This is a genomic window from Streptomyces sp. NPDC060035, assembly GCF_042736635.1.
Lineage (GTDB): Bacteria > Actinomycetota > Actinomycetes > Streptomycetales > Streptomycetaceae > Streptomyces.
Genome location: NZ_JBHWVO010000035.1, coordinates 26,436 through 50,283, shown reverse-complemented (window position 1 = coordinate 50,283; position 23,848 = coordinate 26,436). Strand labels below are relative to the sequence as shown.

Annotated in this window: 19 protein-coding genes; 11 read left to right on the top strand and 8 right to left on the bottom strand. The window is 69.4% G+C overall.

The genetic code is table 11. The features are described from left to right. Positions 1–13: 13 nt before the first annotated feature. From ACFWBQ_RS34400 to ACFWBQ_RS34390, 3 genes are all read right to left on the bottom strand, one after another. Complete coding sequence (locus tag ACFWBQ_RS34400) at positions 14–1,333, bottom strand: family 2 encapsulin nanocompartment cargo protein terpene cyclase (RefSeq protein ID WP_385506434.1); 1,320 nt, start codon at positions 1,331–1,333, stop codon at positions 14–16. 106 nt (positions 1,334–1,439) lie between these two features. Then, on the bottom strand, positions 1,440–2,852 hold the full coding sequence (locus tag ACFWBQ_RS34395) for a family 2B encapsulin nanocompartment shell protein (protein WP_385506430.1): 1,413 nt from the start codon (positions 2,850–2,852) through the stop codon (positions 1,440–1,442). A gap of 981 nt (positions 2,853–3,833) precedes the next feature. Next, positions 3,834–4,715: a SigB/SigF/SigG family RNA polymerase sigma factor gene (locus ACFWBQ_RS34390; protein WP_385506456.1), complete on the bottom strand. Its 882-nt coding sequence runs from the start codon at positions 4,713–4,715 to the stop codon at positions 3,834–3,836. A gap of 269 nt (positions 4,716–4,984) precedes the next feature. On the opposite strand from ACFWBQ_RS34390, the gene ACFWBQ_RS34385 reads away from it, so the two are divergent. Continuing rightward, complete coding sequence (locus ACFWBQ_RS34385) at positions 4,985–6,172, top strand: PP2C family protein-serine/threonine phosphatase (protein WP_385506427.1); 1,188 nt, start codon at positions 4,985–4,987, stop codon at positions 6,170–6,172. Between the two features lie 37 nt (positions 6,173–6,209). Here the strand turns inward: ACFWBQ_RS34385 and ACFWBQ_RS34380 are convergent, their stop codons facing one another. After that, the gene (locus ACFWBQ_RS34380) at positions 6,210–6,707 is read right to left on the bottom strand and encodes a MarR family winged helix-turn-helix transcriptional regulator (protein ID WP_385506425.1); all 498 of its coding nucleotides are present in this window, start codon (positions 6,705–6,707) and stop codon (positions 6,210–6,212) included. Between the two features lie 310 nt (positions 6,708–7,017). On the opposite strand from ACFWBQ_RS34380, the gene ACFWBQ_RS34375 reads away from it, so the two are divergent. The 7 genes from ACFWBQ_RS34375 to ACFWBQ_RS34345 all read left to right on the top strand — a co-directional run bounded on the left by ACFWBQ_RS34375 (position 7,018) and on the right by ACFWBQ_RS34345 (position 13,676). Continuing rightward, a complete protein-coding gene (locus ACFWBQ_RS34375) occupies positions 7,018–7,410 on the top strand; it encodes an STAS domain-containing protein (protein WP_385506422.1) in 393 nt (130 codons plus the stop codon). A 594-nt stretch (positions 7,411–8,004) separates the two neighbouring features. After that, a complete protein-coding gene (locus tag ACFWBQ_RS34370) occupies positions 8,005–8,745 on the top strand; it encodes a DUF1684 domain-containing protein (RefSeq protein WP_385506420.1) in 741 nt (246 codons plus the stop codon). Between the two features lie 39 nt (positions 8,746–8,784). Next, a complete protein-coding gene (locus ACFWBQ_RS34365) occupies positions 8,785–10,302 on the top strand; it encodes an ABC transporter substrate-binding protein (RefSeq protein ID WP_385506418.1) in 1,518 nt (505 codons plus the stop codon). Beyond that, complete coding sequence (locus ACFWBQ_RS34360) at positions 10,302–11,267, top strand: ABC transporter permease (RefSeq protein ID WP_385506417.1); 966 nt, start codon at positions 10,302–10,304, stop codon at positions 11,265–11,267. Before ACFWBQ_RS34365 ends, ACFWBQ_RS34360 begins: the two co-directional genes overlap by 1 nt. Further along, a complete protein-coding gene (locus tag ACFWBQ_RS34355; RefSeq protein WP_385506416.1) occupies positions 11,264–12,118 on the top strand; it encodes an ABC transporter permease in 855 nt (284 codons plus the stop codon). The genes ACFWBQ_RS34360 and ACFWBQ_RS34355 overlap by 4 nt, the downstream gene beginning before the upstream one ends. Further along, complete coding sequence (locus ACFWBQ_RS34350; RefSeq protein WP_385506415.1) at positions 12,115–12,915, top strand: ATP-binding cassette domain-containing protein; 801 nt, start codon at positions 12,115–12,117, stop codon at positions 12,913–12,915. Before ACFWBQ_RS34355 ends, ACFWBQ_RS34350 begins: the two co-directional genes overlap by 4 nt. After that, on the top strand, positions 12,912–13,676 hold the full coding sequence (locus tag ACFWBQ_RS34345; RefSeq protein WP_385506413.1) for an ABC transporter ATP-binding protein: 765 nt from the start codon (positions 12,912–12,914) through the stop codon (positions 13,674–13,676). Before ACFWBQ_RS34350 ends, ACFWBQ_RS34345 begins: the two co-directional genes overlap by 4 nt. A 57-nt stretch (positions 13,677–13,733) precedes the next feature. Here ACFWBQ_RS34345 and ACFWBQ_RS34340 read toward each other — a convergent pair whose 3' ends face one another. Genes ACFWBQ_RS34340 through ACFWBQ_RS34325 form a run of 4 tightly spaced genes read right to left on the bottom strand, consistent with a single transcriptional unit; the run spans position 13,734 to position 18,041 of the window. Continuing rightward, positions 13,734–13,883 (bottom strand): hypothetical protein, encoded by a 150-nt coding sequence (locus ACFWBQ_RS34340; RefSeq protein ID WP_385506411.1) that lies wholly within the window; start codon positions 13,881–13,883, stop codon positions 13,734–13,736. Beyond that, on the bottom strand, positions 13,873–14,328 hold the full coding sequence (locus tag ACFWBQ_RS34335; protein ID WP_385506410.1) for a hypothetical protein: 456 nt from the start codon (positions 14,326–14,328) through the stop codon (positions 13,873–13,875). Before ACFWBQ_RS34335 ends, ACFWBQ_RS34340 begins: the two co-directional genes overlap by 11 nt. A 42-nt stretch (positions 14,329–14,370) precedes the next feature. After that, positions 14,371–15,936 (bottom strand): mucoidy inhibitor MuiA family protein, encoded by a 1,566-nt coding sequence (locus ACFWBQ_RS34330; RefSeq protein WP_385506407.1) that lies wholly within the window; start codon positions 15,934–15,936, stop codon positions 14,371–14,373. A gap of 8 nt (positions 15,937–15,944) precedes the next feature. Continuing rightward, on the bottom strand, positions 15,945–18,041 hold the full coding sequence (locus ACFWBQ_RS34325) for a DUF4139 domain-containing protein (protein ID WP_385506405.1): 2,097 nt from the start codon (positions 18,039–18,041) through the stop codon (positions 15,945–15,947). Positions 18,042–18,300: 259 nt separating this feature from the next. Between ACFWBQ_RS34325 and ACFWBQ_RS34320 the strand changes: the two genes are divergently transcribed. From ACFWBQ_RS34320 to ACFWBQ_RS34310, 3 genes are all read left to right on the top strand, one after another. Then, a complete protein-coding gene (locus ACFWBQ_RS34320) occupies positions 18,301–19,119 on the top strand; it encodes a class I SAM-dependent methyltransferase (protein WP_385506402.1) in 819 nt (272 codons plus the stop codon). Between the two features lie 274 nt (positions 19,120–19,393). Further along, positions 19,394–19,564, top strand: a complete 171-nt coding sequence (locus tag ACFWBQ_RS34315; RefSeq protein ID WP_385506400.1) for a hypothetical protein — start codon at positions 19,394–19,396, stop codon at positions 19,562–19,564. A 774-nt stretch (positions 19,565–20,338) separates the two neighbouring features. After that, positions 20,339–23,728, top strand: a complete 3,390-nt coding sequence (locus ACFWBQ_RS34310) for a CARDB domain-containing protein (RefSeq protein WP_385506399.1) — start codon at positions 20,339–20,341, stop codon at positions 23,726–23,728. Positions 23,729–23,848 lie beyond the last annotated feature (120 nt).

The window sequence follows — 23,848 nt, the reverse complement described above, 5'->3', positions numbered from 1 at the left end:
TGCATCCATTCTCTTACCAGAAATCGGGCAGGCTGTAGCGATAGGTGTTGGACTGGTGCCAGGAGTGGTTGCCGTCGACCCATGCGGCCACGCCCCGCAGGAAGCGCTGCACCTGCGGCGCGGGGCAGGCGGCAGCCAGGGCCGAGGCTTCGGTCTCGAAGTCGTGCATGAGGTCGTTGTGGACCTCGACCGACTTCAGATAGGCGTCCCGGTCGGAGAGGCCCTCACGTTCGGCGATCACGACGGGCAGGTTCAGGTGCTGGCCCGGAGCGTCGAGTTCCTTCGTGTACGAGTACAGGTCGTTCACGATGGTCGTCGCGTTCCCTGCGAGAGCGATGACCCTCTGCATGGCGGCCTGGGCGTGCAGGTCCGCCGACAGTTCGTAGCCGCCGACCGTGTCGGTGATGGTTGGGCAGGGACGGAAGTTGTTGAACTGGCGCATCGCCAGGTACTCCCACACCTCCGGGACGTGGTCCAGTTGGGCCCAGGCTGCCTCTGCGAGGTACCCCATGTGCAGCCGGGCCATGTCGTGCCGGAGGCGGTCCGCCTGGGAGGGGCTGGCCGCTCGGACGAAGTACTCCATGGCGGAGCGGTAGGCGCGCCGAGGGGCGTCGGCATGGAGCGACTTGGCCCATTGCGGCTGGTACTCCTCCGTCGTGTGCAGGGGGTCGAGGGCGGTGTGCGCCAGCAGAAGACGTTCGCCGAGGCCGATGGGCGAGCCCCCGTGGTCCTCGCAGTAGCAGTCGTCCACCGCGTTCTCCGCCACCATCAAGCGGGTGGCGAGCATCAGGTGGTCGACCGTGGGCGCGTCCGGATGGCAGCCGACCATGTAGCGGCCCACGGAGAAGCCGTCGAACTCCTCCTCCCAGTCCTCGGGATACAGGGCGACCTCGTCCGATGCCCAGGACTTGATCCTTCGGCTGACCTCCTCGACCCGCACGGGGTCGGGCTCGGGCACCGGGTGGTGGTAGAGGCCCGGGACCGGGATGCCTTCCGCCGTGTCTGCCGACGGGGCCGAGGGCGTCGGCGGCTCCTCCCGCAGGGTCAGGTGCAGGCTCGCCGTGCCCAGGCCGCTGGGGCCGCGCAGGATCCGTCCCAGGTCGGCGCTCGGTGCCGGCACCTCGGCTGCCGGGGCGTCGAGGGGAAGCTGGGCGGACGTGGAAATCGCAGGCGGGGCAGGCAGGGACGGCGCGCAGGGCGGGCCGCCGGTGGCGGCGTTGATATCGCAGGCGCGGGCCGCAGCGGCAGCGAGTACGTGCGCCACGAAGTGGGAAGCCGACTCCGGCAGGCTCGACTGTGGCGGTGGCGGTGGCGGTGGCTCAGGCGCGGGCATCCATGGCTCCTTGGTGGGGTGGGCGGCTGTCCCGAAGCCCTTCCGGGCATGCGCGACTGCCCCGGAAGGCTTCGGGGGGTGCACCAAGCCCTTCGGGCTGGGCCTGCTACCTGGGCCAGCGGGCGATCTGCACGTTCTCCATCACGCCGACCGCGTCCGGCACGAGGATGGCGGCCGAGTAGTAGGTACTGACGAGGTAGGACGTGATCGCCTTCTCGTCGAGGCCCATGAAGCGGACCGACAGCCCCGGTTCGTACTCGTCCGGCAGTCCGGTCTGGTGCAGACCGATGACGCCCTGGTTCTCCTCGCCGGTACGCATGGCGAGGATCGAGCTGGTCTTCTCCTTCGTGACGGGGATCTTGTTGCAGGGGAGGATCGGGACCCCGCGCCAGGCCGGGACCTGCTGACCACCGAGGTCGACGTGGTCCGGGTAGATCCCGCGCGAGTTGAACTCACGCCCGATAGCCGCGATGGTCCGGGGGTTCGCGAGGAAGAACTTGGTGCCGCGGCGTCGACAGAGCAGTTCGTCCATGTCGTCCGGGGTCGGCGGGCCGGAGTGCGTCTGGATGCGCTGCTTGAAGTCGGCGTTGCGGAGCAGGCCGAACTCCCGGTTGTTGATCAGCTCGTGTTCCTGGCGCTCTCGCAGCGCCTCGATGGTGAGCCTGAGCTGTTCCTTGGTCTGGTTCATCGGCCCGTTGTAGAGGTCGGCGACCCTCGTGTGGATCCGCAGAACGGTCTGTGCGACGGAGAGTTCGTACTCGCGCGGTTTCAGTTCGTAGTCGACGAACGCGCCGGGCAGTTCCTGCTCGCCGACGTGGCCGGCCGACATCGCGATCTCAGCCTCGCCGCGATGGTTCTGCCTTTGGCGGGTGAGCGACGAGAACTCCTCGAGGTGGTCTCGGAGGCTCGGCGCCGTGGACAGCACGGCCGCGAAGTCGGCGCGTGACAGGGTGAGTAGCGTGCCCGAGGTCTCCGCGGTGGCGGTGTGCTCCCACTGGGCGTCCTCGTCCAGCAGGGCGTTCTCTCCGAACCGGTCGCCATCGGCGAGTACGTCCAGAGCGACCTCGTCGCCGTAACTGCCGACGGAGGCCTGGCTGATGCGGCCGTGGGCGATCAGGTGGAGCTTGTCCGCGGGAGTCCCGCGCTCGACCAGTGTCTCGCCGATCCGGAAGTCGCGTTGGACGCACCGATCGGCGAGAGCAGTCAGCACTTCTACGTCGTCGAAGCCGCGCAGGAGCGCCAGTTCACCGAGTTCACGGGGGATCACCCGGACGTCGGCGCCGTCCTGGACGAACTCCACGCTCCCGTCGCCGACGGTGTAGGTCAGGCGACGGTTCACCCGGTAGGCCCCGCCTCGGGTCTCCACCCAGGGGAGCATCCGCAGCAGCCAGCGAGAGGTGATCTCCTGCATCTGCGGGGCGGACTTGGTCGTGGTGGCGAGGTTGCGGGCAGCCGCCGTGCTCAGGCTGGACTGCCGCGGCAACTCCAGTTGCGCTTCCGGGCTCGATTCAACACTCATCGGGCGAGCTCTCCTTGGTCAGGGCGGTGACGCGCGTATGCGGACGTCACCGGGCAACAGGAGGAAAAGCGGGTATATGAACGGGAATCCGTCCAGATCCAGGGGAACCTTAACGGCCGCTTCGCCCTCTGTACCAAGGGAAATTGCCGACATTAACTCGATGCGATGATCGCGTCCGCATGATGTTTGTCCGGGTACCGGCGGGATTCAGCCGCGATCAACGGCGGTTCCGGCAAGCGGCCGGTTTGGCTCCGGCGGTGCGGGACCGACGAGTCGAGGGGCGGCAGAAGTGTCGTACACCGATGATGCTGCGGGCTGTCGGTCCGGACAGGGCGGCCGCTTGCTGCCGCCGCCGTCCGTATGTGTCACGACCGACCTCACGGCACGACGTCGGAAACACGACAGGACCCAGCCGGGCAACGGCACGGCTGGGGAGCACTCCGATGAGCGCCGTAGCGGCGTGGACGCGAAGAGGGATTGCCGGCCTCGGCAATGTCCGCCAGGGTGGCACGCCGCGTGCTCACCACCGCGCGAGCTGAGGCGGCGACGTCGTCGGATCCCTGTGCGGTGAAAGGTCGGGTTGTACGCCAGGCATGGCCAGGGACGGGGTGCCTGGAGGAAAGTATTCGCTCCACGCACTCCTCTGGGGCACTTGGAGGAACCCGAGCTTCTTCTGGGAGGAGCTACACGTCATGTCTTCGTCTGCTGCTGGTACAGAAGCCGTATCCCTCCGCCCCGTGCGAACGGCGGCTTGCGGAGGGTTCGGGCGTGCCGGCCCGGTTGTCCTTGCGGCGCACATCCGGTGGAGCCGGTGCAACGGCGTGGACGCTGCTGCGTACGGCATGACGTGGTTGCGCGCAGAAGCGTGTCCTCGCTCCGGGCGAACTGGCTTCCAGCTTGGCCGAGCGACCCTGCGGCCTGCGTCGCGCCGGGTTCCCTGGACGACGGCCCGGGTCCCCAACGCTACGGGCGCGGACGGGTTCAGGCCAGCATGCCGGCGCGGAGCTTGCTGAGGGTGCGGGTGAGGAGGCGGGAGACGTGCATCTGGGAGACGTCGAGTTCGGCGCCTATCTGTGACTGCGTCATCTCCTGGCCGAAACGCATCTCGATGATGCGGCGCTCGCGGTCGTCGAGCTCTTCCAGCAGCGGGGCCAAGGCGTGCAGGTTCTCCACCGTCTCCATGGCGGAGTCCGGCTCGCCCAGGATGTCGGCGAAGGTGCGGGACGCCGTGCCCGGATTTTCCCCGATGTCGGTCGGCAGGTCCAGGGAGCCCGCGGTATAGCCGTTCGACGCGATGATGCCCTCGATGACCTCGTCTTCGGTGAGGTCCATGTGGTCGGCGAGTTCCTTCGCCGTCGGGTCGCGGTCCAGGCGGGTGGCGAGTTCGTCCCTCGCCTTGGCCAGATCCACCCGGAGTTCCTGCAGCCGACGGGGGACGTGGACGGCCCAGGTGGTGTCACGGAAGAAGCGCTTGATCTCGCCGACGATGTAGGGGACGGCGAAGGTGGCGAACTCGACCTCCCGGGAGAGCTCGAACCGGTCTATGGCCTTGATGAGTCCGATGGTTCCGACCTGGGTGATGTCCTCCATGTCACCGCTGCCCCGGTTGCGGAAGCGCCGCGCGGCGAACCGGACCAGAGAGATGTTCATCTCGATGAGGGTGTTGCGCGCGTACTGGTACTCGCGCGTGCCCTCCTCCAGAACCTGCAGCTGCTCGAAGAACAGCGCCGACAGAGCGCGGGCGTCCTTCGGGGCCACCTTGCCTGCGTCCTCGATCCAGGGCAGCTCACCGACGCGCTCCGGCGAAACCTCCGAAGCCGACGTCCCGTCAGTCCGTACGACCCCGGCAGTCTGTTCAGTAATCACTTCTTGTTCCCACCCTCCCTGGTGCTGAGCGCGCTTCCTGACGAGCCCGTGCCCCGCCTCAGGAGGCCCATGCGCGATGACGCGAATTTTCTTGCTGTGTGGAAACAGTTGTCTCTGGACATCGTAAGATGAGCAGCGCCGACCACCGGTGCGACCTCTTGGGCGCGCCGCGCTGGATCGGGTACAGGCCCCGTACGCTGGAGGCCGACGGCCGGGGCCCACGGACGGCCCGGGTTTCGGCGCAGCACGATGAGAAACAGGATCACGTGGACAGATTCGGTGCCGTCGAGCGGGAGCTGCGCAAGGCCGCGCCCCATCTGCTCCTCGACGTCGTCACGGCGGCTCTGCGGGAGCAGTACGACGTACAGAGCGTGGAGTTGCGGCTCGCCGACTACAGCATGACCACGCTCCAAGTGGTGTCCGAGGCGCCTCTCGCCGAGCCGGTGCGCATACATGACAGCCCGCAGGGGCGGGCCTTCGGCGCCCAGGAACCATATGTGGAGCCCCGGACCGCGCCGGGCCCGGCGACCGCGCACCTGCCGGTGACCGTCCGGGGCGACCGGCTCGGTGTCCTCACCGTCACGGCGCGGGAGGGCGGCTGGTCCGTGGCGGGCCTCGCGGAGATGCAGCAGATCTGCGAAGCGCTCGGCCACGCGATCCTGGTCGCCGAGCGGGACACCGACCTCTACCTCCTCGCCCGCCGTGCCACGCGGCTGACCCTGGCCGCGGAGATGCAGTGGCAGTTGCTGCCAGGCCGCTCCGTGTCCCGCCCCGAATTCTCGCTGGGCGCCCACCTGGAGCCCGCGTACGCGATCTTCGGCGACAATTTCGACTGGTCGGTGTCGGCCCATCACCTCACGCTCACCGTCACCAACGGTATGGGCAAGGGGATGGAGGCGGCCCTGCTGACCAATCTCGTTGTCAACGCGCTGCGCAACGCCCGGCGCGCCGGCCTCGACCTTCCCGGCCAGGCCAGCCTCGCCGACCAGGCCGTCTACGCCCAGCACCGTGGCGCGCTGTACGCGTCGGTCCTGCTGCTGCGCTTCGATCTGGCTACGGGCGAGGTAGAGGCCGTGGACGCGGGTTCCCCCCGCATGTGGCGGCTGAGGGGACGCAGTGTCGAGTCCGTCGACGTCGACGCGCAGCTCCCGCTGGGCATGTTCGAAGAGACGGAGTACGTCGCGGAGCGCCTGCGCGTGGAGCCGGGCGACCGGCTGCTGATCGGTAGTGACGGTGTCTACGACAGCGTGTCGGCGGCGGGGGAGCACTACGGGGAGCGTGCCCTCGCACGGTCGCTGTCCGCACATCGCTTCCTGCCGTCCGAGCAGGTGCCTCTGGCAGTGCTCCGCGATCTGCGGGACTACCGGAGTGCCAACCCGCTGGACGACGATGCCCTGGTGGTCTGCCTGGACTGGTTCGGCCGGCAACCCTCCACCGGCGACGCGCTCGTGTGACCGGCGCCGATCAGGCGGCCGACCGGTCGGCCGGCCTCTATCCGGTCGACCGCAAGGGTCTCGCCCCGTCGCTGTCCTGCCCCGAGGAGGCGGCCGCGTTACGGAAGGCCCTGAGCCCTTCGAGGAGCGAACGCCGCGCCTTGGCCGGCATGGCGTCGACCGTGGACATCAGTACCTCCTCCCTTCGCATACGCAGGTCGAGGAGATACGCCTTGCCGTGGCTGGTCAGCCGGAGCTCCAGCTCCCGGCGGCTCACCGGGCTGGGGGCACGCTCGACGAATCCCGTGGCCTGCAACCGGTCGCACAGCCTGCTGACCGAGGGGGAGGCCGATCCCAGGGCATCGGCGAGCATCCGCAGATTGATGCCCTCCTCCCGGTCCAGCGTGTACAGCACGCGGAGCTGGGAAGGTGAGACCGGGCCTGTCGGTACGGCTTCACGGCCGTGCTCCCAGAGGACTTCGAGGAGTTCGACGAACTCGGAACCCTCACGGGCCGCATCCCGCGACCGATGGTCGGGTTCGGGTCTCAAGCCCATATTGATGACACTCCGATCCGGCATCGCCTCACTCGTCCGTCTGGCCACCGGACCGAGCAATCGAGCCGGGCATCCGATGCGCTCGTGCGGATGCCAGGACAAGGGTTCCGGGACACACGTGCGGCCGCGAATATCCTACCCCCGTCCGCAACAGACTTCCGGGACCACGACCGACCCCTGATGAGTTCCACATGACAACAGTTGTCGTAGGGTACGGTTCGGCAGTCGACATCTGATGCGTGATCTTCCAGCGGGCCACGCCGCTCCTGCCGCGACGGCGACCCGCTCCCGGCCTGGAGCACTGACACCCATGACGCACAGCCAGACCCTCATCCTCACAGTCGGGCACCCGGCGGATTCGATCGCCGTCCTCACTGTCGCCGGAGAGATCGATGTGGACAGCGCTCCGGCCTTGCGGACCCAGGCTCTGGAGCTGATCAGGCAGGGCAGGCCACACCTGGTCCTGGACATGGCACCCCTGGAATTCTGCGACTCCTCCGGCCTCAACACGATGATCGCCATCCTGCGGTACGCGAAGGACCGGCACGGGTCCCTGTCGTTGGCGGCCGCGCCGCCACACCTCGCGAGGCTGCTGGACGTCACGGGGGTCGGCGAGCTGATACCCGCACTTCCCACCACGGCCGAGGCCCTGACCCGCATCACGATCTCCGGCGGCACGCCGGAGAAGCAGGAAACCCTCTAGGCGGGCACGAGGAAACCCCGCCAGGAATTACCCGGCGGGGTTTCGACTTCATCGGTCTGCGCAGATCGCCGTTGGTTCAGGGCGACCCGCAGTTAGGTGATCAGGTCACCGGCCGACATCTCGACCCAGGTGGCCCCGGGCACGCCGACGAGCCCGTCGGCCCGGCGTCGAGGCGGGGGAGGTCGGTGTCGGCCGGCAGCAGTTCCGCGAGCACGGGGGGCCGGGTGCCCGCATTGGGGCCGCCGACTGGAGACGCACCCGAGCCCTGGTCCGGCATGAGCCTTTTCCGGGCCAGCCCGGGCCGGGAACGTCCGTCGTGGGCTCGACCGTCCAGGTCGTGGAACGGCTGAAGGAGCACGAGGGCCTCGGAGTTGACGGCTTCGCCCCGTCGGGGAATCCACCCCTGGAGAAGGTGTACCGGGGTGGCGGAGGCGGTTGCACCTGCCCTAAAGGGTCGAGGGTTGAGACGTCTGTCTCATAATGTGGCGCAGAAGTTTGACATTAGGTGAGCTTATGCTCAATAAAGGTGATGCTTTGGCCACCTATTCACACCCTGTTACCCAGGGGCTGTGAGGGCTGCCCCCGCCTAGACGAATGAGTACTGCCGTGTCTCGCTCCTCCCTCGACCGCGCAACCGCCGACCCGGCGGAGGAATGGGACGCCTGGCGTGCCGAGCGCCACCGTGCGCTCACGTCCCCGACGGGCAACCTCGCCCTGGTCGAAACCCGCTGGGCTCCGGCGGGCGAGACCCCGGACGCGGCGGACGCCCGCGCGGACCGGCCGGACACCGTGACCGTCACCGCGCTCCAGCGCACCGACCTGGTCACCGGCGAGCTCGAGCACGGTCTGCGTTTCTGGGATGCCGACGCGCCCGCCATCCGCCACTTCGACCGGGTCGACGCCTTCCCCTACGACCCCGCCTGGGTCCTGGAAGCCTCCTACACGCCCGTTCCCGGCGCCCGGCGCATCGCCTTCGAGCACATCCGGGACAACGGCGGCAGCCGCGACCTGGTCGTCCCCGGCGACATCACTCTCACCGTCGACGGCCGCGCCTACACGCTCAGCGCCTTCGACGACGACGGCACCCTGCTGCTCGTCTTCGGCGACCCGACCAACGGTGACATCACCTACGGCGCCGGCCGCTTCCTCTTCGTGCGGCGCACGGACGACGAGAGCCGGGTCGTCCTCGACTTCAACCGGGCCTTCGTGCCGCCCTGCGGATTCTCCGATCAGTACAACTGTCCGATGCCGCCGCGGCAGAACCGCTTCCACCTGCCCGTCGAGGCCGGCGAGAAGCTCCCCGTCTTCCGCGACGGCTTCGACGCCCAGCACTGATCACCCCGCAGCTCCCCGCACCGAAAGAGCCCTCATCCCATGAGCACCAAGAAGAACGTCCTGTACGGCACCGCCTCCGCCGCCGCTCTCGCCCTGACCCTGACCGCCTGCGGCGGCTCCGGCGGCTCCAGCGCCTCGGGCGGCACCTGGGACAAGGACGCGGTCGTCAACATCGGATCCCTCTACGAGCCGCAGAACCTCGACAACACCGCGGGCGGCGGCCAGGGAGTCACCGAGGCACTCAACGGCAACGTCTACGAGGGTCTGTTCAGACTCACCGACGACGGCAAGGTCGACAAGCTCCTCGCCCAGAACTACGAGACCAGCGCCGACGGCCTCACCTACACCTTCACCCTGCGCGACGGTGTGACCTTCCACAGCGGCAAGGAACTCACCGGGCAGGACGTCAAGTACAGCCTGGAGAAGGTGATCGCGGAGGACTCCCAGTCCGCCCGCAAGAGCAACCTCGAGGTCATCAAGGACATCTCCACCCCCGACAAGCGGACCGTGAAGATCACGCTGTCCAAGAAGTCGATCTCCTTCGTCTACAACCTCTCCTACGTCTGGATCATCAACTCCCAGGCGAAGAACCTGAAGACGACGGAAGACGGCACCGGCCCGTACACCCTGAACAAGTGGACCCGCGGTTCCGCGCTGAGCCTGAACCGCTTCGCCGGCTACTGGGGCGACGCCGCCGCCAACAAGCAGGTCGTCTTCCACTACTACAAGGACGCCACAGCGCTGAACAACGCGCTGCTGACCAACGCCGTCGACGTGGTGACCAGCGAGCAGTCGCCCGACGCCCTGGACCAGTTCAAGAGCAACGGCACCTACAAGGTGAACGACGGGGACTCCACCACCAAGCTGCTGCTGGCGTTCAACGACAAGGCCAAGCCCTTCACCGACGTCAAGGTGCGCCAGGCCGTGTCCGCCGCCATCGACGACAAGAAGCTCCTGGAGTCCGTCTGGGGCGGCTACGGCAAGCAGATCGGCTCGATGGTGCCGCCCACCGACCCCTGGTACGAGGACCTCACCGACGTCGACGCCCACGACGTGACGAAGGCCAAGAAGCTGCTGGCCGAAGCCGGTTACGCCAAGGGCTTCGGCTTCACCCTCGACACCCCCAACTACGACCCGCACCCGACGGCTGCGACCTTCATCAAGTCCCAGCTCGCCAAGGTCGGCATCACCGTCAAGATCAACACGATCACGCCGGACGAGTGGTACACGAAGGTCTACAAGAACCACGACTTCACGGCCACGCTCCAGGAGCACGTCAACGACCGCGACCTGGTCTGGTACGGCAACCCCGACTTCTACTGGGGTTACGACAACCCGCAGGTCACCAAGTGGGTGGAGCAGGCCGAGGAAGCCTCCAGTGCTGCCGCGCAGACCGAACTGCTGAAGAAGGTCAACCGGCAGACCGCCGAGGACGCCGCAAGCGACTGGCTGTACCTCTACCCGCAGATCGTCGTCGCGAGCAACAAGCTCTCCGGCTACCCGATCAACGGCCTGAACTCGCAGTTCTTCACCTACGACATCGAGAAGAAGGGCTGATGGCGCGCTATCTGCTGCGTCGGCTCGCATTCCTCGCAGTGTCGCTGGCCCTGGCGAGCGTGGTGCTGTTCGTGCTGCTGCGCATGCTGCCCGGCGACCCGGCCAACGCGCTCACCGCGGTGGGTGCCAGTCCCGAGCAGATAGCCGCGGCCCGCCATTCCATCGGCTCCGACCGGCCGCTGCCCGAGCAGTTCGTCCACTGGCTCGGGCAGTTGGGGAGCGGCGACCTCGGCACCTCGTTCGTCAGCTCGCTGCCCGTGGGCCCCGAGGTCGTCGCCCGGCTGAACGTCACCGTCCCGCTTACGCTGGCCGCGTTCGTCCTTGCCGTCCTGGTCGCCGTACCCGCCGGGTTCGTCGCCGCGTACAAGCGGCGCACCTGGTACGGAGCGCTGCTCAGCGGCGTGTCCCAACTGGGCATCGCGATACCCGTGTTCTGGCTCGGCATGATCCTCATCGCCGTGTTCGCGCTGAACGCGGGCTGGCTGCCCTCCGGTGGCTTCCCGCAGGACGGCTGGGCCGACCCCGCCGAGGCGTTCCGCTCCCTGGTCCTGCCGGTCGTGACCATCGCCCTGGTGATGAGCGCGTCCCTGATCCGCTATGTCCGCTCCGCCACCCTCGACGTGCTCGGCAGCGACTTTCTGCGTACAGCGCGCGCCCTCGGCTCGTCCTTCGGCCGCGCCATGTGGCGGCACGGTCTGCGCAACGCCGCCGTGCCGGTGATCTCCATCCTCGGCATCGAACTCGCCTCGACGCTGCTCGGCGCCGTCGTCGTGGAGTCGGTGTACGCCCTGCCGGGCCTCGGCTCCCTGCTCGCCACCGGCATCGCGCAGCACGACTACCCGGTCATCCAGGGGGTGCTGTTCGTCTCCACCCTCGCGGTGCTGGTGATCGGCTTCGTGGCCGACCTGGTCCAGCGGATCATCGACCCGCGGCTGCGCGGCCGACTCTCGGGAGGTGCCCGATGACCGGGACGGACCTGCTCGCCCCCACGAAGCGGCGCCCCCGGCGCTCCGCCACCCTCGTCGTCGGCTGCGTACTCGCCGCTCTGATCGCGCTGCTGGCCGTGGTGTCGTTCTTCTGGCTGCCCTACGACGTGGAGGACACCTCCGGCGGACGGCTCGCCGGACCCGGCGGCGGCCATCTGCTCGGCACCGACAAGCTCGGGCGCGACCTGTCCACCCAGGTGATGACCGGCTCCCGCATCGCCGTCGAGGCGGGGCTCGGATCGGTGTTCATCGCCGCCGTCATCGGAGTCACCCTGGGCGTGCTCGCGGCGTTCGCACAGGGCTGGATCGACGACACGCTCTCGGCGTTCCTGGACATCCTCATCGCCTTTCCGACGCTGCTGCTGGCGATGTTGATCGTCGCCGCACGGTCGGCGACGCTCGGCTCGGCGGTCCTGGCGATCGGCCTGGCGCAGAGCGCGGTCGTGGCGCGGTTGGTGCGCATCCTGGTCAAGCGGGTCCTGGCACAGGACTACATCACCGCCGCCCGTACATCCGGCACCACCTGGCCGCGTACGGTCCTCTCCCACGTCCTGCCCAACATCTGGCCCACACTGGTGGTCAACCTCGCCCTGCAGTTCGGGCTCGCCGTGCTCGCCGAGGCCGGGCTGTCCTACCTGGGTCTGGGAGCACCGCCGCCCAACGCCTCCTGGGGCCGCATGCTCCAGGAGGCCCAGGCGACCTTCACCACGGCGCCGGCCGGTGCGCTCGCGCCCGGCATCCTGCTCGTACTGCTCGTCATCGGTGTGAACCTCGTCGCCGACGGCCTGCGTGACACCCTCGACCCGGCCACCCGGCGGAGGCGCGCGTGACTCTCCTCGACGTACGCGGACTGACCGTCCGTGCCGCCGACGGCCGGACCCTGGTCGACGACCTGTCCTTCACCCTGGCCGGCGGTGAACGGCTCGGCCTCATCGGCGAATCCGGCTCCGGCAAGTCCCTGACGACGCTCGGGGTACTCGGACTGCTGCCCGACGGCATGACCTCGACCGGCAGCGTGGAACTGGCCGGGACACAGACGGTGGGTGCCGCCGAGAAGCGGCTCACCGCCGTCCGCGGGCGCGACGCGGCCGTCGTCTTCCAGGAACCGCTGACCGCACTGGACCCGCTGATGCGACTGGGCCGCCAGATCGCCGAGCCGCTCGCCCGCCGCACCGGCCTCAAGGGCAAACACCTGCGCGGGGCTGTGCACGACGCCCTCGAACAGGTACGGCTGCCCGAGCCCGACCGCATCTCCCGCGCCTTCGCGCACGAGATCTCCGGCGGACAGCGCCAGCGCGTCGCCCTCGCGATGGCGCTGGCCTGCGAGCCGAAGCTGCTCATCGCCGACGAGCCCACCACCGCCCTGGACGTGTCCGTGCAGGCGGAGATGCTGGAGCTGATCGACGGCCTGGTCCAGGAACGGGAGATGGCCGTGCTGTTTGTCAGCCACGACCTCGCCGTCGTGGCCAGGGTCACCGACCGGGTGCTGGTCATGAAGGACGGCCGGGCCGTCGAGCAGGGCGCGGTCCACGACATCGTGCGCACGCCACGCGAGGAGTACACCAGGGCCCTGGTCGCCAGCGCCCGGAAACTGGAGTCCGCCCTGGACCTGAGGAGCCCGCGATGACACCCGTGCTGGAACTGAAGGACGTCGCGGTGCGCTACCGGGGGACCGTGGCCGACGTGGTGCGGGACGTGTCCCTCTCCGTCGAGGCGGGCGAGAGCCTCGCGCTGGTCGGTGAGTCCGGCGCGGGCAAGACGACGCTGCTGCGCCTGCTGCTCGGCCTGGCACGCCCCACGGCCGGCACCGTCCGCTTCGAGGGGTCCGACCTGAACCTGCGCGACCGCGAGCAGATGCGCCGCTTCAGGCGCAGCGTGCAGTGCGTCTTCCAGGACCCGTACTCCTCGCTCGACCCCAGCCGACGGGTCGGCGCGATCGTCGCCGAACCGTTGCGCTCCCTCGGCCTCGACACCCGCGCCACCGCAGCGCCCAAGGTGGCCGCGGCGCTGGAGCGCGTCGGCCTCCAGGCGGACACTGTCGACCGCTACCCGCACGAGTTCTCCGGCGGACAGCGCCAGCGCATCGCCATCGCCCGCGCCACGGTCTGCGATCCACGCGTCCTGCTGGCCGACGAGCCGGTCAGTGCGCTGGACGTCACGACCCGGGTAAAGGTCGTCGATCTGCTGGCCGAACTGAAGCAGGAGCGGGGGCTGACCCTGGTGATGGTCTCCCACGACCTGTCGGTCGTGGCCTCCTTGTGCGAGCGCACCGCCGTGCTGGAGCGCGGCCTGGTCGTCGAGCAGGGAGCCACCTCCCAGGTGCTCGGTGCACCGGCGCACCGCTACACCCGCCGGCTGATCGAGAGCGTGCCGCGGCTGCCCAGCTGACCCCGGGCCGCCGTCACAGGTCTGCCCGGAGCTTCCTGCGGTGCTGACGGATCCGGATCATGGCCGGGCGTGCCCGGCGCGGTGCACCCGCAGGGTGAACGCGTCGCGGGCATCGGTCCTGGACTCGCCCGGGTAGAGATCAGCGGTCCGTCGTACGGTCGGGCCGGTCCAGCCGCGGACCCGTAGGCCCGCATGTTCAGAAGTCACGTCTGCGCCATGGGCGCTGGTCCATCGTCACCCTGTGTCGGTGCTCTGCGGCATGATGACCGCCGTGAACACCGAGACGCTTCACCGTCTGTGGTCGCCGGGGGCGTATCGGCTCCAGGTTTCGGGGATCCGGCCAAGGGTGCGGTCGAGCGGGTTTGGTCTCAGTGCTGTGGCCCACTGTCCACGGCCGGAGCTTCTCGGGGTTGCGTACGGCCCAGATGTGCGTGATCCGGTCGCCCGCGATGTCGAACGCGTACACGGTCACGATGACGCCGTCCTGTTGGGCGACCAGGCCGGGCCGACCGTTGACCGTACGCTCCAGCATCGTCACGTCGGCCGGCCTGCCGGTGAGATCGACGAGGCCGCGCGCGAGGTGCTCGGCGCCTTCGAGCGGGGCGGCGCACCGTGGTGGCGAGGCCGCCGCCGTCGCCGGTTGCCGTGACATCCGGGTCGAGGAGGCTGACGGGCGCTATTCGACCGGCCGAACTCAGAGCCCGTTGACTTTGGCGCTCGCCGACAGCTCGTAGACCATAGTGACCGTCCGGCGGCTGCCGGGCGGGAGGGTGACGTCCCAGCTGGCGATGCCCTCCGCGTCGACCGCGTCCGGTGCCGGGGAGCACGAGTCCTTGTGCAGACGTATCTCCACCGCCGAGACCTCGGAGACCGGGATCCGCTCCCGAAGGACCACCACCTGCTCGCCGTGCTCCCCGGGGGCGGAGAACCGGGACAGGTCCAGCCGGACCGTGCGGGTGACCACGGTCCGCTGGGTGATCCCGGTGGAGTCGCGGGATTCCACGGAATGCCGGACCACCCTGTAGTCGTCGCAGCTGCCGAAGGCCAGCTCGACGGGGGCGCCGGGGGCAGTGAAGTCCAGTGTGCCGCGGCCGCTGAATCCGCTGCCGCGGACCAGGTCCACGGGCCCGGCGAGCAGCGCGTGTCCGGAAAGGTTGTCGAACCGCACCACCTGCGTGACCAGGGGGGACAACTCCGGTGAGCAGGCGTACTCACTGGGCGCGGCTGTGGTGAATGCGGAGAGCAGCACTCGGTGGGCGCGGCCGTCACCGGGCACCGAGACCGGCGCGGGGGATCTCAACACCCGCGCCTCGCCGCCGTCGTCCACCCCCGGCAGGCCGAGCACCTGGGCCGCGCCGAGGTCCGCCCCGATCTCCTCCTCGCGCAGCTCGACATCGACCGTGCGGCGCTCCGCTGCGGAGCGGTCCTTGAGCGTCAGCCGGTCCTCGCCCAGCCGTGGCGGATCGGCGGCCAGCGCCGAGCGGGCCGTCGACAATGTCAGCCGTACGTCCGACCAGTCCTCACCGGTGCGCTGCCAGACCATCGCGTCGGTCTCCAGCGTCAGGGAGTCCCCGTCGAGCACGGCCCGGTAGGCGGGCCGCCACAGCGCACACGGGGTGAGGTGGCTCAGGCGCAGCCCGACCGGGCCGGCGACCGTGGCCTCCACGGTCAACTCGATATGGCCGACCAGCTCGGCCGGCTCCTCCTCGGAGAGGTGCATCACTCGCTGAGCTTCACCGAGTTCGACGGCGAGGGCAGCCAGCCGTGCCTCCACGGTGCGGAGTTGCTCGCCGTGCGCGTCGCGCTCGTCGTCCACCCGGTCCAGTTCGCGCGCCCAGCGCTGCAGTTCGGTCTCCCCGGAGCCGGCGCCTTCGCCGATCTCCCGCAGCAGATCGGCGGCGAGGCGGCCGAGCAGGTCGAGGCGGGCATGCAGCCGGTCGCGTCGCTGCCCCAGGGCCAGCCGCTCCTCTTCGAGGGTGTGCACGCGCCGGCGCAGGGCGGAGTCGTCGTCGGTGTCCGGCAGCGGCCCGCGCGGCGTCCAGCTTCGGACGATCCGCGCGTCGAGCACGGTCGCGGGGTGATCGGCGGTCAGCTCGGTGTGGAGGGTCCGGTCGACGGCCAGCGCACTGACCGGCCCGAGACGCAGCCGCTGGACCCCGGCCACCAGGTCGAGCACGACGGCGCGCTCGATGTGGGCGCGATCCTCAAGGCACGTAACGGCGGTGACGGGGAAGGCGATCGGCTTCTGGGCCGTGGGCATGGCGTGTGTCAGCTCCTGCGGTTGCCGCCGACCAGGGCCTTGCCGGTCGGGATGCGGATCTCGTAGCCGCCGTCGAAGGCGGCAGTGGCGCCTGCGGGCAGGTCCCGTCGCCAGACACGGGTGCCCGGCGCATGTCGATCGGGACCCATGCCTTTCTCGGGTGCCGCCCAGTCGGCCCGTTCCTCGATCCGGACGTCCGGATCGGAGGTGACCGGCACCCGCTCGCGGACTTCCACGGTGACGGGCCTCGCGAGCCGGTTGGCCAGCTCCACGTGGACGCGGTGGTCGAGCACGGTGGTGTTGTTGCGCAGGCCCGAGGTCGACTCGTGCAGGTTCGTACGGCGGGTGACCCGGATGCCCTCGGCCGGCCCGAGCCCCACCCGGCGGACCCCGCCGGGGGCAAGCGTGGGCAGTGCGGCGGTCAGCAGGAACTCGTCGTCGACGGTGACCTCCACGGGGCCGGCCAGCAGTGCCTGGTCGGTGGCATTGGAGAGCACCAACGTCGCATACACGGTCTGCTCCACGGACGGCACGCAGAGGTACTCGGTACGCAGGCCGACAGGGATCTCGCCCACGGTGACGGTGTGCCAGGTGCCGTCCGACGGAATGTCGGCGCGGGCTGTGGCATCGAAGCGGTGGTCGAAGGACCCCGCCGACTCGCGGGGCCGCACGGCCTGTCCGGGCAACGGCAGCGCGGCCACCGCTTCGGCGCGGCGGCGGTACTCGGCAGCCACCGGGTCGAAGGGAGCGTCGGGAAACAGCCGGCCCCTGCGACCACCCTGCTCGTCGGGGCCGCACAGGACAAGAGCGGCATAGTCGAGCTCGGCGCCGCTCGGCTGCGGCGGACCGGCTGCCGGTGCCGGAGGGGGTGGCGGCGCTGCCCAGCCAGGAGCCGCGGGCGCCATGGCGGCGGGGGCGGGGGCGCCTGCGAAGGACCTGCCGTCGCCACGCTGCCTGCCGCCCGGTCGCGAACCGGCCGGCTGCGCGAGGGTGGGCATCCCGCCACCGAAGACTTCCGGGGGAACGCCGTCCGCGCCGCCGGGCACCGGGACTGCGGCCGGCTGACCGCCGTAGCCCTGTGGTGCCGGCGGCGGGGGTGGCGGCGGTGGCGGAACGGGACCGGACGCGGAGCCGCCCGCGGCACCCACGGGCAAGGCCCCGGACACGAAAGCCGCGGGTGCGGCCCGGCCGGGGCCGGCCGCGTCGTACCCGGAGAACAGCTCGACGAGTCCGGCCGGGGGCTCGCGCCAGCCGGAAGGCGCGGGGGCGGGCTGACTGCGTCCGATCCGGATCGAGCGGAGCCTCGGCAGGTCGGTGCGGCGCCGAAGATCGGCGGTGGCCAGGGCGATGCGCACGCCGGTCCAGTCCTCGCCGGTCCGCTGGGCAACCGAGGCGCGCAGCACCAGACGGCCGCTGCCGTCGCCCTGACGGTAGGTGAGACGGTAGCCCGGCACCCAGACGGCACCCGGCACCCCGTACTCCAGCTCCACCTCCGCATCACCAGTGCCGTCGAGGGTCAGGACCGCGCAGACCGTGGTCTCCACGTGTGCTGACGGGGCGTCGGTGGAGGCGCGGGCGAGCCTGTCGGAGGCGAGGGTGAGCTCGTGCTCGACGTTGTGCAGTGCCTCCTCCAGCTCGACGAGGCGGTTGTGCAGTCCCGTCAGCCGCTCGTCGACGAAGCCGGCGAGCTCCAGCCACGCGTCGACCGGGGTGCGGCGGTGCGGGTCCTCGCGCCTGCGGGCAGGTGGGACCGGATGGACAGCCCTGACCTCCTCGATCAGGCTCAGCTGTCGGTCCCGGCGTCCCTGCGCCGCCGCGTACTCGTCGCTCAGCCGCTCGACCTTGCGCCGCAACTCGTCGGGCGTGTCCGTGCCGAGCGGCTCGGCCTCGACTTCCACCCGGGCCTCGGTGACGCGCACCGCGGGGGCGCCCAGGACTCGGGCCCGCAGCGAGCCGGGGTCCAGCGAGCGGGGCAGTCCCGTCACCCGCACCCGGCCGCCGGGCGACACACTGCCCCGGGCCAGGCGTCGGCAGACCGCGCCCTGCGCGTACACCACGACCGAATCGAGGGTCGAACCCCACCTCTGTGCCGACTCAGCCGTCATGTGCTCCGCCCCCCGCCGCGTCCGCGTCCATGCTGAGCGAAGCTTACGCCCGGGGGGTCTGCGCGTCCGAGTCGAATCAGGAGGATGGTGTCCAGGACGCCCTGTTGGCTGCGGGGCTGTTGCTGTGGGGTGGAGCGACTCGGTCGAAGCCGTGGGATGTCGATGACGAACTGGGGGCGGCGATCCGGCCGTTGCTGCTGGAAGTGGAGCGCCGGACTCGTCAGGGTGGGAAGAGCCGGAGCACATAGGGTTCGCGTGTATGACGACGACATCGCAAGAGGCGTTCCTGCGGGCCTTCCACGCTGAGCACCCAGCAGTGACAGCGGACGCGTTCGGGGGCGGCCGTGCCGCGGACGACCGGTCCAGCTACGAGATTCTGTGTGATCGGGTTGCTGAGAGCAGGCGGGTGTTGGATCTCGGTTGCGGTGACGGCCTGTTGATGGAGTTGCTCGCCCGGACCGATGGTCGGCAGATCACCGGGGTGGACTTGTCGCCCGAAGCTCTGGCACGGGCGCGCTGCCGACCGGCGTTGGCCGGGGCGACGCTGCGGGAGAGCCGAGCCCAGGACCTTCCCTTTGCCGACGACAGCTTCGATGCCTGCGTGTCTCACATGGCGTTGATGCTGATGGGAGAGGTCGAACGGGTCATTGCCGAAGTTGCCCGGGTGCTGTCCCCCGGAGGCACGCTGGCCTGTGTGATGGGGGGTGGCGCTGTTGGCGGCGAGGCCTATGAGTTGTTCCTCGGGCTGCTGAGATCAGTGATCAGTACGGCTCCTGCTGCGCAGCGCATCCCGGTACTGGGGGACAGGAGGACGCGGAGCCGTGACGGGCTCGACAGCATCCTCGGACCGGCTGGATTTGCGCCGGTCGACTGGGAGACCATCCCCATTGACCTGAGTGGTCCTGCGGAACAGGTCTGGGCCGCCGTGTCCGGTATCTACGACGTCGGACCTCTCGATTCGCCCACCGTCGAGTCCTTGCGAGAGGCGTTCCTCGCCGCAGTGGAGGAACGTGCGCTGCCGAATGGACACGTCCGTTGCGGGATGAAGGTCCATGTCGCGACGGCACGCCTGCAGTGAGGAGTTCCTTGCCAGGTGGTGCTCAACATGATCGGCCGCACTCCCGAATTTTTCGCCGGGAAGGGTCTGCTGAACGCGGGCCCACTGACGTTCCGGCAGGCCGCCCAGCTGTACAACCTCACCTTTCAGCGTCCAGGCCGGATGCAGGGCCTGTGCGCCCCACTGCGTTTGCGGCACGCGGGCGCCACTGCTCTGCCCCGCCTGCTCGCCCACATGACGCCGCACCTGGGTGATGACGGGGTTGGGCGAGTACTGCCTGGAAGGTCTCGCACGGATGGGCCGCCAGGCATTGCCTGCGCTGCCGGCCGCGATGGCGCTGATCGACCGGCGTACCCGCATCCCCGTCAACGGCTCCACGCGAGACGCTGAGATGATGCTGGACGAGAGGCTGCCGGCGGCTGCGCTCGATGCCCGCCGTGCGATCCTCGCGGACGCCGCTCCCTGACCACCGACACTCCACGAACCCGTGGCACCGGTCTTCGGCGACCATGCTCAAGCCGGCCCCCGTGCCGGAGGACACGCGTCCTTGGTCACTGAGCGCCCAGGGTCTGTCCGGAAGCGGATCCAGGGGGCGTCCGCACAGTCCCCGCCCGGCCGGCGATGCCTGCACGCACACTCGCCGCGTTGTCGCACCGGCCGAGTACGTCCAGTACGAGACCGGGCCTCCGCCTTGCAGCGGCGCAACTGCTCGGCATCTCCCGCGGCCATCCGCACCTACGTGCCCGAGCTGAAGGGCGGTCGCCTCGCGCTCGCCGAGGGCGGCCGGCGCGTTGCCTCGGCGGAGGCGGGCGGACACGAATATTTCCGACGCCGACCGCGGTGTCGGGCGGACTTGGCGTGGGTGCCGTCCGTGCCGTAGACGGCTTCGCCCGTCGCCCTCCTTTCCCCTGCGATCCGGTTGGTGGCGCTGAGCTGCACGGATAGCGGGTGTGAGGGGGGTGCCGGTGTGAGGACCGTTGACAAAAGCATGACCTGCTAGAAACCTGTCACCTCGGCACCGCAAAATATTGACCGGATCACTCAAAATCCTAAGCAATGAGCGCGAGTTTCCGGCGGGTGGTCTGCTTTCCCTCCTGCTGGCGTCCCCGATCGTCCCCCCATCGGTGCACCGGTAGCCCGCACCCGGCCTTCGCCGACCGCGTGACGCAGTGCGCGTCGTGAGGTCGGCGACGCGTTGCCGTGCCCTCCCGGTCCCGCAGCTCACGGAACTGAGGACAGCATGAGATGGAACAAACTCGGACGGCGGTTCGCCGTCGGTGCGGTGACGGCCGCACTGATGACCGTCGGGCTCCTGCCGGTCGCCGCGTCGGCGGCCGTCCAGAGCCCCGACGTGGCTCTCGGTAAGCAGGCGACGACCAGCGGGTCGCACGGCGCCTACTCGGCGTCGAACGTCACCGACGGCAGCCAGCAGACGTACTGGGAGAGTCCCGGCACGTTTCCGCAGTGGGTCCAGATCGATCTCGGCAGCCGGTTCGACGTCGACCAGGTGGTGCTGAAGCTGCCGACCACGTGGGAGGCGCGGACCCAGACGCTCGGCGTCCAGGGCAGCACGGACGGGAGCAGCTTCAGCACCCTGTCCGCGTCGGCCGCCCGGGTGTTCAGTCCGTCGGCGGGAAACACCGTCACCATCGGCTTCCCCGCGAAGCAGGCGCGGTACATCCGTGTGCAGGTGACCGCCAACACCGGCTGGAACGCCGCGCAGCTCTCCCAGGTGGAGGTCTCCGGAGAGGACGATTCGGCTCCGCCGTCCTCGGACGGCTCCAACCTGGCGCTGAACAAGCCGATCGAGGCGTCGTCGTTCGTGCAGACCTATGTGGGGGCCAACGCCAATGACGACAAGCTCGACACGTACTGGGAGTCGAACGGGTACCCCTCGTCGCTGACGGTGAAGCTCGGTGCCGACGCCGACATCGAGGCCGTCGTGGTCAAGCTCTCCCCGGACCAGGCATGGGCGACCCGCACACAGAGTGTCCAGGTGCTCGGCCGTGCCCAGTCCGCCACAGGATTCACTTCGCTGAAGGACCGGGCCGACTACGCGTTCAATCCTTCCGGCAACCAGAACACGGTGACCATCCCGGTCAGCGGGCGGCACGCGGACGTACAGCTCAGGTTCTTCTCCAACACTGGTGCTCCCGGTGCCCAGGTCGCCGAGATCCAGGTCGTCGGGACCGCCGCGCCCAACCCCGACCTGACCGTCTCCGAGCTGACGTGGTCGCCCGCCACGCCGTCCGAGAAGGACGACGTCACCGTCAACGCCACAGTGCGCAACACGGGTACGGCGCCGGCCGCCGCGACGACGGTCGACGTCAGCCTGGAGGGCCTGGTCGCCGGCAGCGCACCCGTGAGCGGTCTCGCCGCCGGAGCCTCGGCCACGGTGCCGGTCGACGTCGGTAAGCGGGTGATGGGCGCGTACAGCGTCTCGGCGGTGGTCGACCCGACCGACACGATCGTCGAGCAGGACAACAGCAACAACAGCCGCACCGCCTCGTCGAAGCTCGTGGTCGGTCAGAGCCCCGGCCCCGACCTCGAGGTGCTCGGCATCACGTCCAGCCCGTCGAATCCCGCGGTGGGCGCCGCCGTCACCTTCACCGTATCCGTACACAACCGCGGTACCACAGCCGTGAGTTCCTCGACGGTCACCCGTCTCCTCGTGGAGAGCACCACGCTGAACGGCACGACCGGGGCCATTCCCGCCGGAGGCACGGTCGCCGTGCCCATCGGCGGGAGCTGGACCGCGAGGAGCGGTGGGGCCAACCTGACCGCCACCGCGGACGCGACCGGAGTCCTCACCGAGACCAACGAGAACAACAACGTCTTCTCGCGCGCCATCGTGGTCGGCCGCGGGGCTGCGGTCCCCTATACCGAGTACGAGGCGGAACAGGCCGACTATCAGGGCACGTTGCTGAAGTCGGACCAGGAGCGCACCTTCGGACACACCAACTTCGCCACCGAGTCCTCGGGCCGCGAGTCCGTGCGGCTGAGCTCCACCGGCCAGTACGTCGAGGTCACCTCGACCGTACCGTCGAACTCGATCGTGGTCCGCAACTCCATCCCCGACGCCCCCGGGGGCGTCGGGACGGAGGCGACGATCAGCCTGTACGTCAACGACACCTTCGCCCGGAAGCTGACACTCTCCTCCAAGCACAGCTGGCTCTACGGTGACACGGACAGTCCGGAAGGCCTGACCAACCAGCCACAGGCGGACGCCCGCAGGCTGTTCGACGAGACCAATGCCCTGCTCGGCCAGACCTACCCCGCCGGTACGAAGTTCCGTCTCCAGCGCGACGCGGGCGACTCGGCCTCCTTCTACATCATCGACCTCGTCGACCTGGAGCAGGTGGCGCCGCCCGCCGCCCAGCCGGCCGGATGCACCTCGATCACCACCTACGGAGCCGTCCCGAACGACGGAATCGACGACACGGACGCCATCCAGCGGGCAGTGACGGCCGACCAGAACGGTGCCATCGGCTGCGTGTGGGTTCCGCAGGGTCAGTGGCGGCAGGAGCAGAAGATCCTGACCGACGACCCGCTGAACCGGGGCCAGTTCAACCAGGTCGGCATCAGGGACGTCACGATCCGCGGCGCGGGCATGTGGCACTCGCAGCTGTACACCCTCACCCAGCCCCAAAACGCGGGCGGCATCAACCACCCGCACGAGGGGAACTTCGGGTTCGACATCGACGACAACACGAAGATCTCGGACCTGGCGATCTTCGGCTCAGGGACCATCCGGGGCGGGGACGGCAACGCCGAGGGCGGAGTGGGTCTGAACGGACGCTTCGGCGACGACACCGAGATCACCAATGTGTGGCTGGAGCACGCGAACGTGGGCGTGTGGGTCGGCCGTGACTACGACAACATTCCGGACCTCTGGGGACCCGGTGAGGGCGTCGAGTTCACGGGCATGCGGATTCGCAACACCTACGCGGACGGCATCAACTTCGCGAACGGGACCAGAAATTCGACGGTGTTCAACTCCTCCTTCAGGAACACCGGCGACGACGCGCTGGCCGTGTGGTCGAGCAAGTACGTGAAGAATCCGTCGGTGGACATCGGCCACGACAACCACTTCCGCAACAACACGATCCAGTTGCCCTGGCGGGCCAACGGCATCGCCGTCTACGGCGGTTACGGCAACACGATCGAGAACAACATCATCTCCGACACGATGAACTACCCCGGCATCATGCTGGCGACGGACCACGACCCGCTGCCCTTCTCCGGGCAGACCCTGATCGCCAACAACGCGCTCCACCGCACGGGCGGGGCATTCTGGGGCGAGGCCCAGGAGTTCGGTGCCATCACGCTGTTCGCGGCCGGTCAGGACATCCCCGGTGTCACGATCCGCGACACCGACATCCATGACTCGACCTACGACGGGATCCAGTTCAAGTCGGGCGGCGGTTCCGTGCCCGGAGCGCAGATCTCGAACGTCCGCATCGACAATTCCGTCAACGGGTCCGGAATCCTGGCCCATGGAGGTGCTCGGGGCAGTGCGACCCTGACCGGTGTCACCATCACCGGTTCGGCCGACGGTGACGTCGTGGTCGAACCCGGATCACAGTTCGTCATCAACGGCAGCGCCGGTACGGCGTCCGCCCGGAAGTAGATCCGGTCCTGGGGCCGGACATGACCCGGCCCCGGCCGTCGCGCAGTCGGGAGCGCGCCGGCCGGGGCCGGGCGTCGCTGGAGGAGCCGACGTGATCATCGAGCCCGTGGGGCGGAGTGA